Here is a 16,673-nt window from a genome sequence, read left to right on the forward strand (position 1 = left end):
CGGCTGGGGGTGAGAAAACTAATTCGCTTAATTCCCGTCCGTTTTCTGCCCAAGGCCAAAACGGGATTTGATATCTGCAAGGCGTGATTGTCCCCGTTTCATACGCTCTTCTGCGCTGACCACTTTTTTGCTTTGTGGCCAGTCCAGATCATCCTGTGGCAGCTCTAACAAAAACCGACTCGGCTCAGGGCGTATCAACTCCCCATACTGACGGCGTTCTTTACTCAGGGTAAGAAACAGTTCACGTTGGGCACGGGTAATACCGACATACGCTAAACGGCGCTCTTCCTCGATATTATCTTCATCAATGCTGCTCTGATGTGGCAATAGTCCTTCTTCCATGCCAACCATAAAAACATAAGGAAATTCCAGTCCCTTGGAAGCATGCAGCGTCATAAGCTGTACCTGATCCAACTCCTCGTTTTCCTCACCACGCTCCAGCATATCCCGCAGAGTAAAGCGAGCCACAACCTGAGAAAGTGTCATCGGTTCATTCAGGTCATCCCCTTCGAACATGTCACTCATCCAAGTAAAAAGCTGGTTAACATTTTTCATCCTCATTTCAGCCGCTTTCGGGCTGGGAGATGTTTCATACAACCAACTTTCATAATCCATGCCATGCAGTAAATCCCTTACTGCTAACAACGGTTCACGCTCTGCCTGACGTGAAATTTCATCCAGCCAGTGAGTAAAACGCTGCAAGGCTGCTAATCCACGACCGGAGAGATTCTGCTCGAGACCAAGATCGAAACTGGCATGGTACAGACTTTTGTTACGCTGCTTCGCCCATTCACCCAGCTTCTGAATTGTCACAGCCCCTATTTCTCGGCGTGGTGTATTAACAACCCGCAGAAAAGCGCTATCATCATCAGGATTCGTCAGCACTCGCAGATAAGAGAGCAAGTCCTTAATCTCCGGCCGGGAAAAAAACGAAGTTCCGCCAGAAATACGATATGGAATACGGTTCTGCATCAACATTTTTTCAAAAATGCGGGATTGATGATTACCGCGATACAGGATTGCGTAATCCTTATAATCGGTTTTATTGATAAAGTGATGAGCTATCAATTCGCCGACTACACGTTCAGCTTCGTGATCTTCATTATTAGCTTCGATCACACGAAGAGGATCACCATAGCCCAATTCAGAAAAAAGTTTCTTCTCGAAAACATGGGGGTTATTTGCAATCAGAATATTTGCCGACTTCAGTATCCTCCCTGAAGATCGGTAATTCTGCTCCAGTTTGATCACATTGAGCTGTGGAAAATCCGCGTTTAGCAAGATCAGGTTTTGCGGGCGAGCACCACGCCAGGAATAAATTGACTGATCGTCATCACCAACCACAGTAAAGCGCGCTCGGTTACCAACCAGCAATTTGACCAATTGATACTGGCTGGTATTGGTATCCTGATACTCATCGACCAACAGATAACGAATTCGGTTTTGCCAGCGCTCTCTGACTTCTTCATCCCGTATTAACAGTAATGTTGGTTTAGTGATCAGGTCATCAAAATCGAGCACATTACAACTGTTCAGGTGTAAATCATACCGCCGATAACACTCAGCAAACTGATGCTCCTGCGCAGAACCGGCTAACCTCATGACCTGTTCCGGTGACTTCAGATCATTTTTCCAGCCGGAGATACTTGAGATCAATTTTTGCAGCAGATCTTTATCTTCCTCCAGCAAATCCGCCGTCAGATCTTTCAGCAAGGCCATTTGGTCCTGATCATCGAACAGAGAAAAATTACTCTTCATGCCCAGTGCCTTGTATTCGCGCTTGATGATCTCCAGCCCCAACGTATGAAAAGTTGAAATCATCAGACCTCTGGTTTCCTTACGCCCTAATGTCTGGGCCACACGTTCTTTCATTTCACGTGCGGCCTTGTTAGTAAAGGTTACAGCCGCAATATGGCGCGCTTGATAACCGCAGGCACGTATCAGATGGGCTATTTTATTGGTGATAACTCTGGTCTTACCGGAGCCTGCACCGGCCAGAACCAGACAAGGCCCTGTCACAAATTCAACCGCTTGTTGTTGGCTGGGATTTAATCGCATACTGTTTTGAAGGTTATATCAGGATAAAAAGAGTAAGGAACGAAATTGTAGCAGAAAGCGGTGTAATAAGGCGTTTTTCTTCGTCAGTCAGGCTGCTATGAGCGCTTCTTAAGAATGTCGAGTCATAATCCTCATCAATTAAAAAATTATTTTATCGATCTTAGCACCCCAATCGGCGATAGATTGACTACTTTTCTATATGTAATAAATAAAATCGGGTTCACCTTAGATCTCATCACCATAAAAAATTCATGTTATAAAATCGCTCAAAGAGGGTGCAATATGTTACGTAAAACAGGTTTTTTCTTTGATGAAAGCTGTTTCTGGCACAATTCTGGCATACAGCATGTCGTAATGGTTCCTGTCGGAGGATGGGTGCAGCCTCCTGCTGGTTCAGGGCATGCCGAATCACCAGAAACCAAACGCAGGATGAAGAATTTAATGGATGTTTCCGGTTTAAGCCGCTCATTGCAGTTATCAGGTGCTGATCCCCTTGATGAAACCACCTTAAATCTCATCCATCCAACAGAGTATTTACAGCGTTTTAAGTCTATGAGTGATAATGGAACTGGCCTGCTCGGGCACGCAGCACCTGTAGGGGCAGGCAGTTATGAAATAGCCAAACTGTCTGCCGGGCTGACCTGTGCCGCAGTAGAAGCTGTCCTGCATGGAAAACTGGACAATGCCTATAGCCTCTCCCGTCCCCCCGGACATCATTGCCTGCCAGATCAGGCGATGGGTTTTTGTTACTTTGCCAATATTCCCCTCGCCATTGAACGAGCTAAAAAGCTGTTTGGGCTTGGTCGTGTTGCCGTCATTGACTGGGATGTTCACCATGGTAACGGAACACAACACGTATTTTGGCAACGTGATGATGTTTTGACTATTTCCCTCCATCAGGATGGCTGCTATCCCGAAGGTTATAGTGGTGAAGATGATATCGGTGAAGGTAAAGGAAAAGGGTTCAACATCAATATTCCATTGATGGCCGGAGCCGGACACAACAGCTACATGTATGCCATGGATCAAATTGTTCTGCCCGCACTACATCGTTACCAGCCCGAACTGATTATTGTCGCCTGTGGCTATGATGCCAATGCTATCGACCCGCTGGCCCGAATGCAGTTACACAGTGAGAGCTTCCGAGAGATGACGCGGAAAATACAGCAAGCGGCGGATGAGTTATGTGCTGGTAAGCTGGTTGTTGTCCATGAAGGTGGTTACTCTGAACTCTACGTCCCTTTCTGTGGGCTGGCTGTACTGGAAGAATTGAGCGGTGTTCGCACCGAAGTTCAGGACCCTCTGCTGGAGCTGTTTCAGGCCCAACAGCCCAGAGAACATTTTGATGCATTCCAGCGTCAGGATATTGATGCACTGAAACAGAAGTTTAATTTATAGCCCTACGGGGAAAATAGTATGCCCGATACGTGGTATCGGGCATGGCATAGTCAGAATTATCCACCAACGGCAATGCGTTTCATATCTGTCATATAACCACGCAGAGTCCGACCGATAGTTTCAATCGGATGGTTCCTGATAGCATCGTTAACATCACGCAGCTGAGCATTGTCGATACCGCTATCAGCAACGGCTTTGCCTAAATCCCCTGCCTGTAAAGATGACATGAATTTTTCCTGCAACAGAGGCACGGCAACATAAGAGAACAGATAGTTACCATACTCAGCCGTATCAGAAATGACCACATTCATTTCATAGAGACGTTTACGGGCAATGGTATTCGCAATCAGTGGCAGTTCATGCAGGGATTCATAATAAGCAGACTCTTCAATAATTCCTGAATCCACCATTGTTTCAAATGCCAACTCAACTCCTGCTTTAACCATCGCAATCATTAATACGCCATGATCAAAATATTCCTGTTCACTGATATGACCGTTGTAATCAGGATAGTTTTCGAATGGCGTCTGCCCGGTTTCAGCTCTCCAGTTCAGCAGATTCTTATCATCATTCGCCCAGTCAGCCATCATGTCAGAAGAGAACTTACCGGAAATAATATCATCCATATGTTTTTGGAAGAGCGGAGCCAGAATAACTTTCAGTTGTTCTGAAAGCGCATACGCCCGCAGTTTTGCCGGATTGGAAAGCCTGTCCATCATCAACGTAATACCACCCTGTTTCAGGGCTTCAGTAATGGTTTCCCAACCTAACTGAATAAGTTTACCGGCATAACCCGGTTCTGCACCATCAGCCACCAGCCGGTCATAACACAACAGAGACCCTGCCTGTAACATGCCACACAGAATAGTTTGCTCACCCATCAAATCAGATTTTACTTCTGCCACAAATGAGGATTCCAGAACCCCAGCACGATGGCCACCGGTTGCTGCTGCCCATGCTTTAGCGATTGCCATCCCTTCGCCTTTTGCATCGTTTTCTGGATGAACAGCCAGCAAAGTCGGAACACCAAATCCACGCTTATATTCTTCACGCACTTCCGTTCCCGGACACTTCGGCGCAACCATCACGACAGTAATATCTTTGCGGATCTGCTCACCCACTTCGACAATATTAAAACCGTGGGAATAGCCCAGTGCAGCCCCTTCTTTCATCAATGGCTGAACAGCCTGAACAACCGCAGAATGCTGTTTGTCCGGCGTCAGGTTAATCACCAGATCTGCCTGTGGGATCAGCTCTTCATATGTGCCGACTTTGAAACCATTTTCAGTTGCCTTACGCCATGATGCCCGTTTTTCTTCGATTGCTTCTTTACGCAGAGCGTAGGCAATATCAAGGCCGGAATCACGCATATTCAGCCCCTGATTCAGGCCTTGTGCACCACACCCCACAATCACCACTTTCTTGCCTTTTAAATACCCTGCCTCGTCAGCAAATTCGTCCCGCGCCATAAAGCGGCATTTGCCCAACTGCGCCAACTGCTGGCGCAAATTCAATGTATCAAAATAGTTAGCCATGGTGACTCCGATATAATTAGGTGTGATGTTGTTTGCATAACGCCAATATATGCTATGAAAGGCATTGCTTAAATTGATATATTGTCAAGACTACATTGCAGTTTATGCAACACTTAGCAGAAAGGACAATTCGATGGATCTACGTGATTTAAAACTGTTTTTGCATCTTGCCGAAAGTTGTCATTTTGGTCGTACAGCCAAAGCAATGCATGTCAGCCCTTCTACACTTTCACGCCAGATTCAGCGTATTGAAGATCAATTAGGTCACTCACTATTTCTGCGAGATAACCGGACAGTAAAACTGACCACAGCGGGTGAACAATTAAAACAGTTTGCTCAACATACATTACTGCAATATCAGCAACTGCTGCATTCTCTGAACCACCAAAGCTCATCGCTGACAGGAGAATTACGCCTGTTCTGCTCAGTTACTGCGGCTTATAGTCATCTTCCTCAAGTTCTGGACAAGTTCCGTGCTGAGCATCCTTTGGTTGAAATCAAACTGACAACAGGGGATGCCGCCGATGCCGTTGATAAAATTCAATCTGAAGAAGCAGATTTAGGTATTGCAGGCAAACCGGAGAAACTGCCTGATAACGTCAGTTTTACCAAAATTGGCGAAATTCCGCTGGTTCTGATCGCTCCGGCTTTGCCTTGTACGGTAAGAACGCTCGCAACACAGGAGCAGCCAGACTGGAATGAAATTCCATTTATTCTGCCGGAACACGGCCCTTCCCGTAAGCGGATTGAGCTTTGGTTCCGACGTCATAAAATTAATCATCCCCAGATTTATGCGACAGTTTCAGGCCATGAAGCAATTGTTTCGATGGTTGCTTTAGGCTGTGGCATTGCACTAATTCCAGCGGTTGTGGTTGAAAATAGCCCGGAACCAGTACGAAACCGTATATCATTGCTGGAAAATATTTCATTGGTTGAACCATTCGAGTTGGGCGTTTGTGCTCTGGGTAAGCGGCTGCATGAACCGTTGATTAAGGCATTTTGGAACCTGCTGATCTGATTGAATGATGATAAAAACTTAAAAAGAGACTTCATCATGAAACTGATGGCGCCTGTTATGGCGCTATCTCTATTCAATTAAGCTCTGAGTTTCCCTACCTCAGTAGTAAATTAAATGAAGGATTATCCGTCTCATCATTATACTCGTAGCCCAACTCATCCAAGTGGCGGTCAAAGCAGGCTTCTGCTGCTGATAACTCAAATGCAGCCAGCACGCGCCCGTAATCGGTACCATGGCTACGATAGTGAAACAGCGTGATATTCCAATGTGCCCCCAGTGTTTGCAAAAATTTCAGTAATGCGCCCGGTGATTCAGGGAAGACGAAACTGAACAACCGTTCCTGCAATGGTTTGGATGGTCTGCCACCAATCATATAGCGAACATGCAATTTCGCCATTTCGTCATCAGTAAAATCTGCAACTTGATAACCTGCGACTCTTAACTCTTCAATAATTTCAAGACGTTCAGTATTTCCACGATTCAGCCTGATACCGACAAAAATACAGGCTTTATTTGGATCAGCGGCATCCGAATAACGATAGCTGAATTCTGTTACAACGCGACTACCCAGAATCTGACAGAAATTCAAAAAACTACCCTTTTGTTCAGGAATAGTGACTGCCAGCAAAGCCTCTCTCTGCTCCCCCAGTTCACAGCGTTCTGAGACATAACGTAAGCCGTGGAAGTTTACATTCGCCCCCGAAAGAATATGAGCAAGCCTCTCTCCCTGAATCTGATGCTCATGAACGTATTTCTTCAACCCTGCCAACGCCAAAGCACCAGAAGGTTCAGCAATTGCCCGGACATCCTCAAAAATATCTTTCATGGCAGCACAAATAGCATCACTATCGACTGTAATAACATCATCAACATATTTCTGGCAAAGACGAAACGTTTCATCACCAATACGCTTAACGGCAACACCTTCCGCAAATAACCCGACTCTCGGTAAATCGACCGGATGCCCGGCTTCCAGTGCCGCTTTCAGGCAAGCGGAATCCTCAGCTTCCACGCCAATCACTTTCATTTCCGGTACAAGCTGTTTAATCAGAACCGCAACACCTGCAATTAATCCGCCGCCGCCAACCGGAACAAAAATACGATCAAGGTGAACATCCTGCTGTAACAGTTCCATTGCCAAAGTAGCCTGCCCCGCAATAACAGCCGGATGATCAAAAGGTGGGACGAAGGTATAGTGGCGTTCCTTTGCAATTTCGATGGCTTTCGCTTTTGCTTCATCGAAATTCACACCATGCAGCAGTACTTCGCCACCCAGACTACGCACCGCATCAACTTTAATATCTGCGGTTGCTACCGGCATCACAATCGTCGCCCTGATGCCCATTTTACTGGCCGATAATGCAACGCCCTGTGCATGATTGCCTGCCGATGCCGTAATCACGCCCCTGATTTTTTGTTCTTCCGTCAGGCTGGCGATCATGGAATATGCGCCACGCAATTTAAAACTGTGCACCACCTGACGATCTTCCCGTTTAACCAAAATAGTATTATTTAAACGAGCGGAGATTTTTTTCATTTCCTGTAATGGGGTGACCTGAGCAACATCATAAACGGGGGCGCTCAGCGCGGCTTTGAGATATTCCGCTCCTTTCGGCTCAGTATTAAGAGGATAAACTGCCACAATTACCCCCCCAGTTTGGTCTTATCACGTACAGCCCCTTTATCGGCGCTGGTCGCCAGTGAGGCATAAGCACGCAGGGCGAAAGAAACCTGACGTTCACGGGATTTAGGTGTCCACGCTTTATCACCACGGGATAATTCAACCTGTGTTCGTTCAGCAAGCTCTTTTTCGTCAACATCCAACTGGATTGTACGGTCTGGAATATCAATGTTGATAATATCGCCATCACAAACCAGTCCAATCAGACCACCATTAGCGGCTTCCGGGGAAACATGGCCTATTGATAACCCTGATGTGCCTCCTGAAAAACGCCCATCGGTGATCAAAGCACAGCTTTTTCCCAATCCCATTGATTTCAGATAAGTGGTTGGATAAAGCATTTCCTGCATGCCGGGGCCTCCTTTCGGACCTTCATAACGAATAACAACCACATCACCCGCTACAACTTTTCCGCCCAAAATCGCATCCACTGCATCTTCCTGACTTTCATAAACTTTAGCCGGACCACGGAAAACCAGAATGCTTTCGTCCACTCCCGCAGTTTTTACAATACAGCCATCCACAGCAACATTGCCATGCAGAACCGCCAGCCCACCATCCTGACTGTAAGCATGGGAGCGTTCACGGATACACCCTTCCTTCCGGTCTGTATCCAATGATGGCCAGCGGCAATTCTGGGAGAAAGCCTGAGTAGTACGAATACCTGCCGGCCCTGCTGCATACATGCTTTTAACGACTTCATCTGATGTTTGCATAACATCGTACTGAGCCAGCGTTTCTGGCAAATCTAAACCCAAAATATTCTTCACATGGCGATGTAAAAGCCCTGCACGATCCAATTCGCCGAGAATACCAACCACGCCACCAGCACGATGCACATCTTCCATATGATATTTTTGGGTACTTGGTGCCACCTTACACAAATGAGGAACCTGACGGGACAGACGATCAATATCTGCCATAGTAAAATCAATTTCCCCCTCCTGCGCAGCGGCCAATAAATGCAACACCGTATTTGTCGAGCCACCCATTGCAATATCCAGCGTCATAGCATTTTCAAAGGCAGCTTTAGTCGCAATATTGCGTGGCAACGCACTGTTGTCATTTTGTTCGTAATAACGTTTAGTCAGCTCAACAATACGCTTACCTGCGTTGATGAAAAGGGTCTTACGATCTACGTGTGTAGCCAGTAATGAACCATTGCCCGGCTGAGAAAGCCCCAACGCTTCTGTCAGGCAGTTCATCGAATTAGCTGTAAACATACCGGAACAGGAACCACAGGTCGGGCAGGCTGAACGTTCAATCTGATCACTTTGTTCATCGCTGACATTCGGATTTGCACCCTGAATCATGGCATCAACCAGATCCAATTTGATGATTTGATCTGATAACCGGGTTTTCCCGGCTTCCATCGGGCCACCGGAAACAAAAATCACCGGAATATTCAGACGCAGTGATGCCATCAGCATACCCGGTGTGATCTTATCGCAGTTAGAAATACAGACCATCGCATCCGCACAGTGTGCATTCACCATATATTCCACTGAATCAGCAATCAGCTCTCGGGATGGTAATGAATACAACATTCCTCCGTGCCCCATCGCGATGCCATCATCAACGGCAATAGTGTTAAACTCCTTTGCTACTCCCCCTGAAGCCTCAATCTGTTCTGCCACCAGCCTGCCTAAATCCCGTAAATGAACATGCCCGGGCACGAATTGAGTAAATGAATTCACAACTGCAATAATAGGTTTGCCAAAATCCTCATCAGTCATCCCCGTAGCCCGCCATAAAGCACGTGCCCCAGCCATATTTCGGCCATGGGTTGTTGTGGCAGAACGATATTTAGGCATTATTTTGTACTCCCGTGTCTGTCTAACCAGCTTCTGAATACAGGCGGGGAACGAGCCGCCTGTTATTCCCTTCGTCTTTCAAGCTGCTTTTTTGTTATCTGCAATGCACCCCGAAATCCATTGGGTATCGATTATGTTTTTATTTATTAATGATCTAATTTATTGAGGATTCACAGGGTCTAACCAGCCCCATTTGTCTTCTGTCGTACCATCAAATAAGCCAAAAAATGCATTTTGAATTTTCTTGGTAACAGGGCCGCACTTACCAATTCCGACCTGAATACCATCTACGCTACGAACCGGCGTAATTTCTGCTGCTGTACCCGTCATAAAGACTTCGTCAGCCAGATAAAGTGATTCGCGGGAAAGTGTCTGCTCACGCACTTCCAGACCAAGATCCTGTGACAGCCTGATGATAGCGTCCCGTGTGATCCCCGGTAAGGCAGCGGAAGTAAATGGCGGGGTGAACAAAACACCATTTTTTACTTCAAATAAATTTTCACCTGCGCCTTCTGAAATATAACCATGAACATCCAGCGCAATGCCTTCCTGATAACCATGACGTCGAGCCTCACTTCCCACCAGCAAAGAAGATAAATAATTACCCCCCGCTTTTGCCGCAGTAGGGATAGTGTTTGCCGCTACACGGTTCCATGAAGAAACCATTGCATCAATCCCCTGATCCAGGGCTTCTTCACCGAGATACGCTCCCCACGGGAAAGCCGCAATGATGACATCAGTTTTATAACCTTCGGGAGGATTAACCCCCATCCCCACATCACCAATAAAAACTAATGGACGAATGTAAGCGCTGACTAATTTATTTTTACGGAGTGTTGCACGACAAGCTTCCATTAACTCATCAACACTCTGGCTCACTGGCATACGGTAAATTTTGGCCGAATCACGTAAACGCTGCATGTGCTCCCGATGGCGGAAAACAACCGGCCCTTTATGAGAGTCGTAACAACGGATACCTTCAAATACTGATGTTCCATAATGCAGAGCATGGGACATAACGTGTACTTTTGCATCAGCCCAAGGAACCATTTCACCATTGAACCAAATATAATCAGCTTGCTTTGTCATTCTTCTGTTTCCTTTCTATCGCGCACTATGCGCTTATCAACTGTGAATTCTTATGTTGTATCTCAACACCAGAAACATCAACCAGCTTTACCAACTGAGCAAAAAGTAAATTTACAGGACGCTGACTGACGACAGTAAGCTCAATACAGACACTATCACTATTTATTGCATGATCCATATTCAATGCGCGGATCTGAAAGCCTCGATGACGGGTAACTCTCAGAATTCTTTCCAGAATTTCAGGGCAAAATCGAGCCTGAATAGCAAGTTGATGCTGTATCATAATAACTTCTCCAACATATTTGCATTGCTTGCGCCGGGCGGAACCAATGGCCAAACATTTTCAAATTCATCAATGGATACGTGTAACAAATAAGGGCCTTCACTATTGAACAATGCATCAAGTGCAGCATCTATCTGTGACTTTTCAGTAACATGCTGACCCGGAATCTCAAAAGCTTTTGCTAAAGCAATAAAATCAGGATTATCAGTCAGAATTGTTTCGCTATAACGTTGGTCAAAAAACAACTCCTGCCACTGTTTAACCATTCCCAAACGCTGGTTATCCAGTAAGACAATTTTGATCGGTAATTTCTTACGCTTAATCGTTCCCAGCTCTTGAACATTCATCATGAAAGAGCCATCACCGGATATACAAATAACCATATCGTCCGGGCGAACCATCTGCGCTCCGATTGCAGCAGGAATGCCAAAACCCATCGTTCCAAGTCCACTGGAAGTAATAAAATTTTCCGGTCTGGTAAACGTCATATGTTGAGCGGACCACATTTGATGCTGACCAACATCGGTAGTGATAACGGTATTGGATGGCTTGCGATCAGATATCTGTTTCAACAGAGCCGGGGCATAGATCTTTTCCCCTTGATAGTCATAGAGCCATGCATATATATCTTTTAACTGCTTAACTTCTTGTTGCCATGCTTGGATCGATAAAGGCTGCTGTAAATGGGGCAATAATGTTTTTAAATTACCTCTTACTGAAACATGTGCCTGACGTAATTTATTCAATTCAGCCGGATCAATATCGATATGAATAACCTTGGCATGCGGGGCAAAGGTAGCCAATTTTCCGGTCACACGGTCGTCAAAACGCGCTCCGACAGCAATAAGTAAATCACAGGACTGAACCGCTAAGTTAGCCGCCTTTGTTCCGTGCATTCCTAACATGCCCAAGTAACATTCATGCTCAGCATCTGCGGCTCCCAATCCTTTGAGAGTAGAAACAACCGGGATTCCCGTTTCTGCTACCAGATGACGTAACTCAGGTGCCGCTCCTGATATTCCAACCCCTCCTCCTACATATAAAACAGGTTTTTGAGAAGAGGCCATCATCTCGCGGGCTTGTGCCAGTGCTTTCTCTGGCAGAAAAGACGGGGTAACAGCAGGGATCAAATAAGGTGTAAAATCCCCCTGTTTTAACTGGATGTCTTTCGGTAAATCAATCAGAACAGGGCCGGGACGACCTTCCATCGCGATTGAGAAGGCTTCCGCCATAACCTGAGGTAATTTTTCCAGTGACTCCACCAGAAAACTGTGTTTGGTACAAGCAAGGGAAAGCCCCAACATATCGATTTCCTGAAAAGCATCTGTACCTATAACCTCAGAACTTACCTGACCGGTGATGGCAATAACCGGTACAGAATCCAACAAAGCATCAGCCAGACCGGTAATTAAGTTGGTTGCTCCGGGCCCCGATGTTGCAATACAAACTCCGGGTTTATCACTTGCCCTTGCATAACCGATAGCAGCCATAACCGCACCTTGTTCATGGCGACACAGCAAATGTTCAATACCACCATCATACAAAGCGTCATACACAGGCATAATGGCTCCGCCGGGGTAACCGAAAACTTTTTCCACTCCCTGTGTCCGTAATGACTGTACAACCCATTGCGCCCCATTCATTGCCATTCTCCTATCGGTATTTACTTTGTCAGTGGTTTCTTGTGATGTTGTTTTGTATTTGTTTATTTATAAGTACTAAAAAAAACCCCCGCTCCATTTTTTTGGGCGGGGGTCTTTGTGAAATCTGGCTGTCTTTTATGTCTAAGCCTTCCTTCGTCCAAGTGCGCCCCCGCACGGTAGAATAATCACTACCACGCTAATAATTAGGCTAATCACGAGAACAAATTTAGTCATAAAGGTTAGTTCATATTCATAGATTGGACATATGTTTTAGAATTATCACTTTCTATTATTGTTGACAATGATTATTTTTGCTTTTTTACGAAAAAAATAATATTAATCATTATTTTCAATAAGATAGAATAAAAACAGATTAATCTACTGTATTTTATCCATTTCATGATAAGAAAAAAATCATTATATACCTGTTTAGTAAAATAATTAATAAAGTAAATCGTCGGAATATAACTTAATGAACTATAAAAATCACATATAGATGCTTATAAAAAATAGACTTCTAGCAAAAGTACTTATCACAAAAATTTAGGTAAATTAATTTATTTATCTAAATAAGAGAAATGATAAGCATAATAACAATACCGAACGAAGCTAATTCACTCACAAAAAATAGAAATCGATAAAAGAATCAATGGATAGCTGTCAATTAAAAAGTTAAAAGCTATCAGTTTAGGTAATAGCAATAATTATATTTTCGAAAGGCTTCGCAGAATAATAAGAGGTGACTTTTTATTATTTTTAAACCAGCCATGATAAATATTTTTGGCTAAGGAAAGCATTATGACCCTTGCGATTACCTACACACGAGCCACAATAGGTGTCGATTCCCCAATTGTCACAATAGAAGCACATATCAGTAATGGTCTGCCGGGTTTAACGCTAGTCGGTTTACCCGAAACGACAGTCAAGGAGGCCAGAGATCGTGTCAGAAGTGCATTGATCAACAGTGGCTTTACCTATCCGGCAAAAAGGATCACGGTTAATCTGGCTCCAGCAGACCTTCCTAAAGAAGGGGGAAGGTATGATTTGCCTATTGCCATTGCAATTCTGGCAGCTTCGGAACAGATCCCGTCAAATGAATTACATCATTATGAATTTTTAGGGGAACTTGCGCTATCAGGAGAAATACGCAGGGTTATGGGAGCCATTCCCGCTGCACTCAGTGCCAAAAACTCAGAAAGGCAGTTGATTTTATCTGTAGAAAATCAAGCTGAACTGGCTATTTTATCTCAGAATGAAACGTTACTAGCTAACCACTTACTGCAAGTCTGTCACTTCCTGCGAGGTGAAAAAACTATCTTATCTTCTCCTGACCCGATAACTCTACAAACCGAGCCATCTGTTCTGGATCTACAGGATATTATTGGGCAGGAACAAGCTAAACGGGCTCTGGAGATAACAGCAGCAGGTGGTCATAATCTCCTGCTACTCGGGCCTCCGGGGACAGGTAAAACAATGCTGGCCAGCCGGTTATGTGATCTGCTGCCACCTTTAACGCATCAGGAAGCGTTACACGTCGCTGCAATTAATAGTCTGGCTGGTCAGTCAGTTCATCCTCAAAAATGGCATATACGGCCATTTAGAGCGCCTCATCACAGCTCATCAATGGCTGCCCTTGTAGGAGGAGGCTCGATTCCTAAACCAGGCGAAATTTCCCTTGCGCATAATGGCGTTTTATTTCTGGATGAATTACCAGAATTTAACCGCACTGTCCTTGATGCGTTACGTGAGCCATTAGAATCTGGCGAAATTGTTATATCACGTGCCAGAGCAAAAGTTTGTTTTCCTGCTCGGGTTCAATTAATCGCCGCCATGAATCCCAGCCCGACGGGGTATCATCAGGGAGTACATAATCGCAGCAGTCCACAGCAGATATTACGTTATCTTTCCAAACTATCAGGCCCCTTTTTAGACCGTTTTGACCTTTCTATAGACGTTCCTCTGCTTCCTCCCGGGATCCTGAGCAAATCATCAACAAAAAATGGTGAAAGTAGTCACGAAGTCAAAAAGAGAGTAGAAAATGCCAGAAACATACAAATAGAACGCAATGGATATGTAAATGCTCACCTTAACCGTAAGCAAACAGAAACAGTTTGTAGATTAAAAATGGAAGATGCCCTCTTTCTGGAAAATACTCTACTAAAGCTAGGCCTCTCTGTCCGTGCATGGCACCGAATCTTAAAGGTCTCACGTACAATTGCAGATTTAAAAGGGCAAAAAACAATAGAAAAACCAGATATTATGGAAGCACTCAGTTACCGGAGTATGGATAGGTTACTTATTCAGCTGCAAAATCAGATTGGATAATGTAGAAAAGGGGGCGTATTTGCCCCCTCTTGTAGACCCTTCATTACAATGATGATATTAATCATCACTATCAGTGAAATCCTCAGCAGGATCTAACTGTGGTTTTCCGCCTGAAAGAGTATGGAAACGTTTTGGACGTCTGATTTTTTCCAAATACTTAAACCATATTTTTTCCGCTATTGTTACAGGTGCACGTTCGCCGCGGCAAACTGCTACAAACAGTTTTTCTTCTTCTGTTTGCGGTTCACGTTTACCAAGATCCAATTCATTGAACGCATGACCATGGCGTTCTAGCAATTGGGCCTCTTTGATGGTGAAATCACCGTGACGGGAAAATCCACGTGGATAATGTTTATTATCAAAAAAACGATTAGTCGTGATGAAGCTTTCAGCCATCTGACACACTCCTAACTCTACTGTCATACTAATTATGGCGCGGAGTATTAGGGAGGCTTGACATTCTGTAAAACAAAATATTTAAATCTTAACGACAAAAACTATTGGAGATGCATGTGGACACCGAATTACTGAAAACCTTTTTGGAAGTCAGTAAGACTCGTCACTTTGGTCGGGCAGCTGAATCACTCTATCTAACACAATCCGCTGTTAGCTTTCGAATCCGACAACTGGAAAATCAACTTGGTGCTAATTTATTCACACGACATCGCAATAATATTCGTCTGACAGCGGCGGGTGAACGGCTGGTTCCCTATGCAGAATCGTTAATGAATACCTGGCAGTTAGCGAAAAAAGAGATCAACTATGTCTCACAACATACAGAGCTCTCCATCGGTGCTACAGCATCTCTGTGGGAAGCCTATCTAACCCCTTGGTTAAATATTTTTTATAAAGATAATCAAGGTATAAGAATTGAATCACGCGTTTCTACGCGGCAATCTCTAGTTAAACAACTACACTCTCGTGAATTAGATCTTTTAATCACAACAGAACCACCAAAAATGGATGAATTCCAGAGCCAGCTGATCGGAGGCATTCAGCTTGTTTTATTAACTACCCAGAATAATCTTGAACAAGGTATAGAAAACTACATAAAACTAGAATGGGGAGCCAATTTTCACCAACAAGAGCAACAGATTCTGAAAAATGATCACCCTCCCATCATAACAACTACCTCAGCTCATATCGCCAGAGAGTTATTGGAAAGTGTCAATGCTGCGACATTTCTGCCTGTTCACTGGCTTGAAGAATATTCTAAACTTGTCTTAGCACCAGATAACGAACAGATTAAACGGCCACTATATGCAGTCTGGTTGCAAAATAGTGACCAACATGCACTTATCCAACAATTAGTAAAAATACCTGTTGAAAAAGCACCTGTGACAATCTGATGATATTTAACTAGAGATGATAGAGAGACACAAAGACTCTCAAAAAGTGGGAGGATTACTCACCAAAGGGCGGTGAAAGATTAGTAGTAAAAAATAAATAGAAAAAACCCAGCTAAAGTTAGCTGGGCTATTAATCTGAAAATCTTAAATTATTACTTAATTATTAACTGGCAGGGGCGGAGAGACTCGAACTCCCAACACCCGGTTTTGGAGACCGGTGCTCTACCAATTGAACTACGCCCCTAAATACGGTGGCGGTGCGGACGGGACTCGAACCCGCGACCCCCGGCGTGACAGGCCGGTATTCTAACCAACTGAACTACCGCACCACCGAATTTCTTTTTCAGGCTGCCTTTTGGGCGGGCAACGTGATTTAATTTAATGTCTGGCAGTGTCCTACTCTCACATGGGGAGACCCCACACTACCATCGGCGCTACGGCGTTTCACTGCTGAGTTCGGCATGGGGTCAGGTGGGACCA

General features: G+C 44.7%; 13 protein-coding genes, 2 tRNA genes and 1 other annotated feature. Of the genes, 4 read left to right on the plus strand and 11 right to left on the minus strand.

The annotated features are described in order from the left end of the window. Positions 1–27: 27 nt before the first annotated feature. Complete coding sequence (rep, locus tag Xinn_RS08485; RefSeq protein WP_086955039.1) at positions 28–2,058, minus strand: DNA helicase Rep; 2,031 nt, start codon at positions 2,056–2,058, stop codon at positions 28–30. Between the two features lie 282 nt (positions 2,059–2,340). On the opposite strand from rep, the gene Xinn_RS08490 reads away from it, so the two are divergent. Beyond that, positions 2,341–3,456: a class II histone deacetylase gene (locus Xinn_RS08490; RefSeq protein WP_086955038.1), complete on the plus strand. Its 1,116-nt coding sequence runs from the start codon at positions 2,341–2,343 to the stop codon at positions 3,454–3,456. Between the two features lie 56 nt (positions 3,457–3,512). Here Xinn_RS08490 and ilvC read toward each other — a convergent pair whose 3' ends face one another. Continuing rightward, positions 3,513–4,991, minus strand: coding sequence for a ketol-acid reductoisomerase (gene ilvC / locus Xinn_RS08495; protein WP_086955037.1), 1,479 nt, complete (start codon positions 4,989–4,991; stop codon positions 3,513–3,515). A 133-nt stretch (positions 4,992–5,124) separates the two neighbouring features. Here ilvC and ilvY point away from each other — a divergent pair, with 133 nt between their 5' ends. Beyond that, positions 5,125–6,009: an HTH-type transcriptional activator IlvY gene (gene ilvY / locus Xinn_RS08500; RefSeq protein ID WP_086955036.1), complete on the plus strand. Its 885-nt coding sequence runs from the start codon at positions 5,125–5,127 to the stop codon at positions 6,007–6,009. 94 nt (positions 6,010–6,103) lie between these two features. On the opposite strand, the gene ilvA is transcribed toward ilvY, so the two are convergent. From ilvA to Xinn_RS08530, 6 genes are all read right to left on the minus strand, one after another. Beyond that, a complete protein-coding gene (gene ilvA / locus Xinn_RS08505) occupies positions 6,104–7,651 on the minus strand; it encodes a threonine ammonia-lyase, biosynthetic (protein ID WP_086955035.1) in 1,548 nt (515 codons plus the stop codon). Positions 7,652–7,653: 2 nt separating this feature from the next. Then, entirely contained in the window at positions 7,654–9,504 is a 1,851-nt protein-coding gene (gene ilvD, locus Xinn_RS08510) for a dihydroxy-acid dehydratase (protein ID WP_086955034.1), read from the minus strand. Positions 9,505–9,663: 159 nt separating this feature from the next. Beyond that, complete coding sequence (locus Xinn_RS08515; RefSeq protein WP_099137641.1) at positions 9,664–10,593, minus strand: branched-chain amino acid transaminase; 930 nt, start codon at positions 10,591–10,593, stop codon at positions 9,664–9,666. Positions 10,594–10,618: 25 nt separating this feature from the next. Next, positions 10,619–10,876, minus strand: a complete 258-nt coding sequence (gene ilvM / locus Xinn_RS08520; protein WP_086955033.1) for an acetolactate synthase 2 small subunit — start codon at positions 10,874–10,876, stop codon at positions 10,619–10,621. Continuing rightward, a complete protein-coding gene (ilvG, locus tag Xinn_RS08525; protein ID WP_086955032.1) occupies positions 10,873–12,519 on the minus strand; it encodes an acetolactate synthase 2 catalytic subunit in 1,647 nt (548 codons plus the stop codon). Before ilvG ends, ilvM begins: the two co-directional genes overlap by 4 nt. Positions 12,520–12,660: 141 nt before the next feature. Beyond that, positions 12,661–12,753: an IlvGEDA operon leader peptide gene (locus Xinn_RS08530; RefSeq protein ID WP_099137642.1), complete on the minus strand. Its 93-nt coding sequence runs from the start codon at positions 12,751–12,753 to the stop codon at positions 12,661–12,663. A 564-nt stretch (positions 12,754–13,317) separates the two neighbouring features. Here Xinn_RS08530 and Xinn_RS08535 point away from each other — a divergent pair. Next, on the plus strand, positions 13,318–14,844 hold the full coding sequence (locus tag Xinn_RS08535; RefSeq protein WP_086955031.1) for a YifB family Mg chelatase-like AAA ATPase: 1,527 nt from the start codon (positions 13,318–13,320) through the stop codon (positions 14,842–14,844). Between the two features lie 57 nt (positions 14,845–14,901). On the opposite strand, the gene Xinn_RS08540 is transcribed toward Xinn_RS08535, so the two are convergent. Further along, positions 14,902–15,240 (minus strand): MaoP family protein, encoded by a 339-nt coding sequence (locus Xinn_RS08540; protein WP_086955030.1) that lies wholly within the window; start codon positions 15,238–15,240, stop codon positions 14,902–14,904. A gap of 116 nt (positions 15,241–15,356) precedes the next feature. On the opposite strand from Xinn_RS08540, the gene hdfR reads away from it, so the two are divergent. Beyond that, a complete protein-coding gene (gene hdfR / locus Xinn_RS08545) occupies positions 15,357–16,193 on the plus strand; it encodes an HTH-type transcriptional regulator HdfR (protein ID WP_086955029.1) in 837 nt (278 codons plus the stop codon). Positions 16,194–16,361: 168 nt separating this feature from the next. Here hdfR and Xinn_RS08550 read toward each other — a convergent pair. Next, positions 16,362–16,437: transfer RNA gene (locus Xinn_RS08550), tRNA-Trp, on the minus strand. Between the two features lie 8 nt (positions 16,438–16,445). Next, positions 16,446–16,522, minus strand: a tRNA-Asp gene (locus Xinn_RS08555). 64 nt (positions 16,523–16,586) lie between these two features. Then, positions 16,587–16,673, minus strand: a sequence feature (5S ribosomal RNA rRNA prediction is too short).

Source organism: Xenorhabdus innexi, assembly GCF_002632485.1.
GTDB lineage: Bacteria > Pseudomonadota > Gammaproteobacteria > Enterobacterales > Enterobacteriaceae > Xenorhabdus > Xenorhabdus innexi.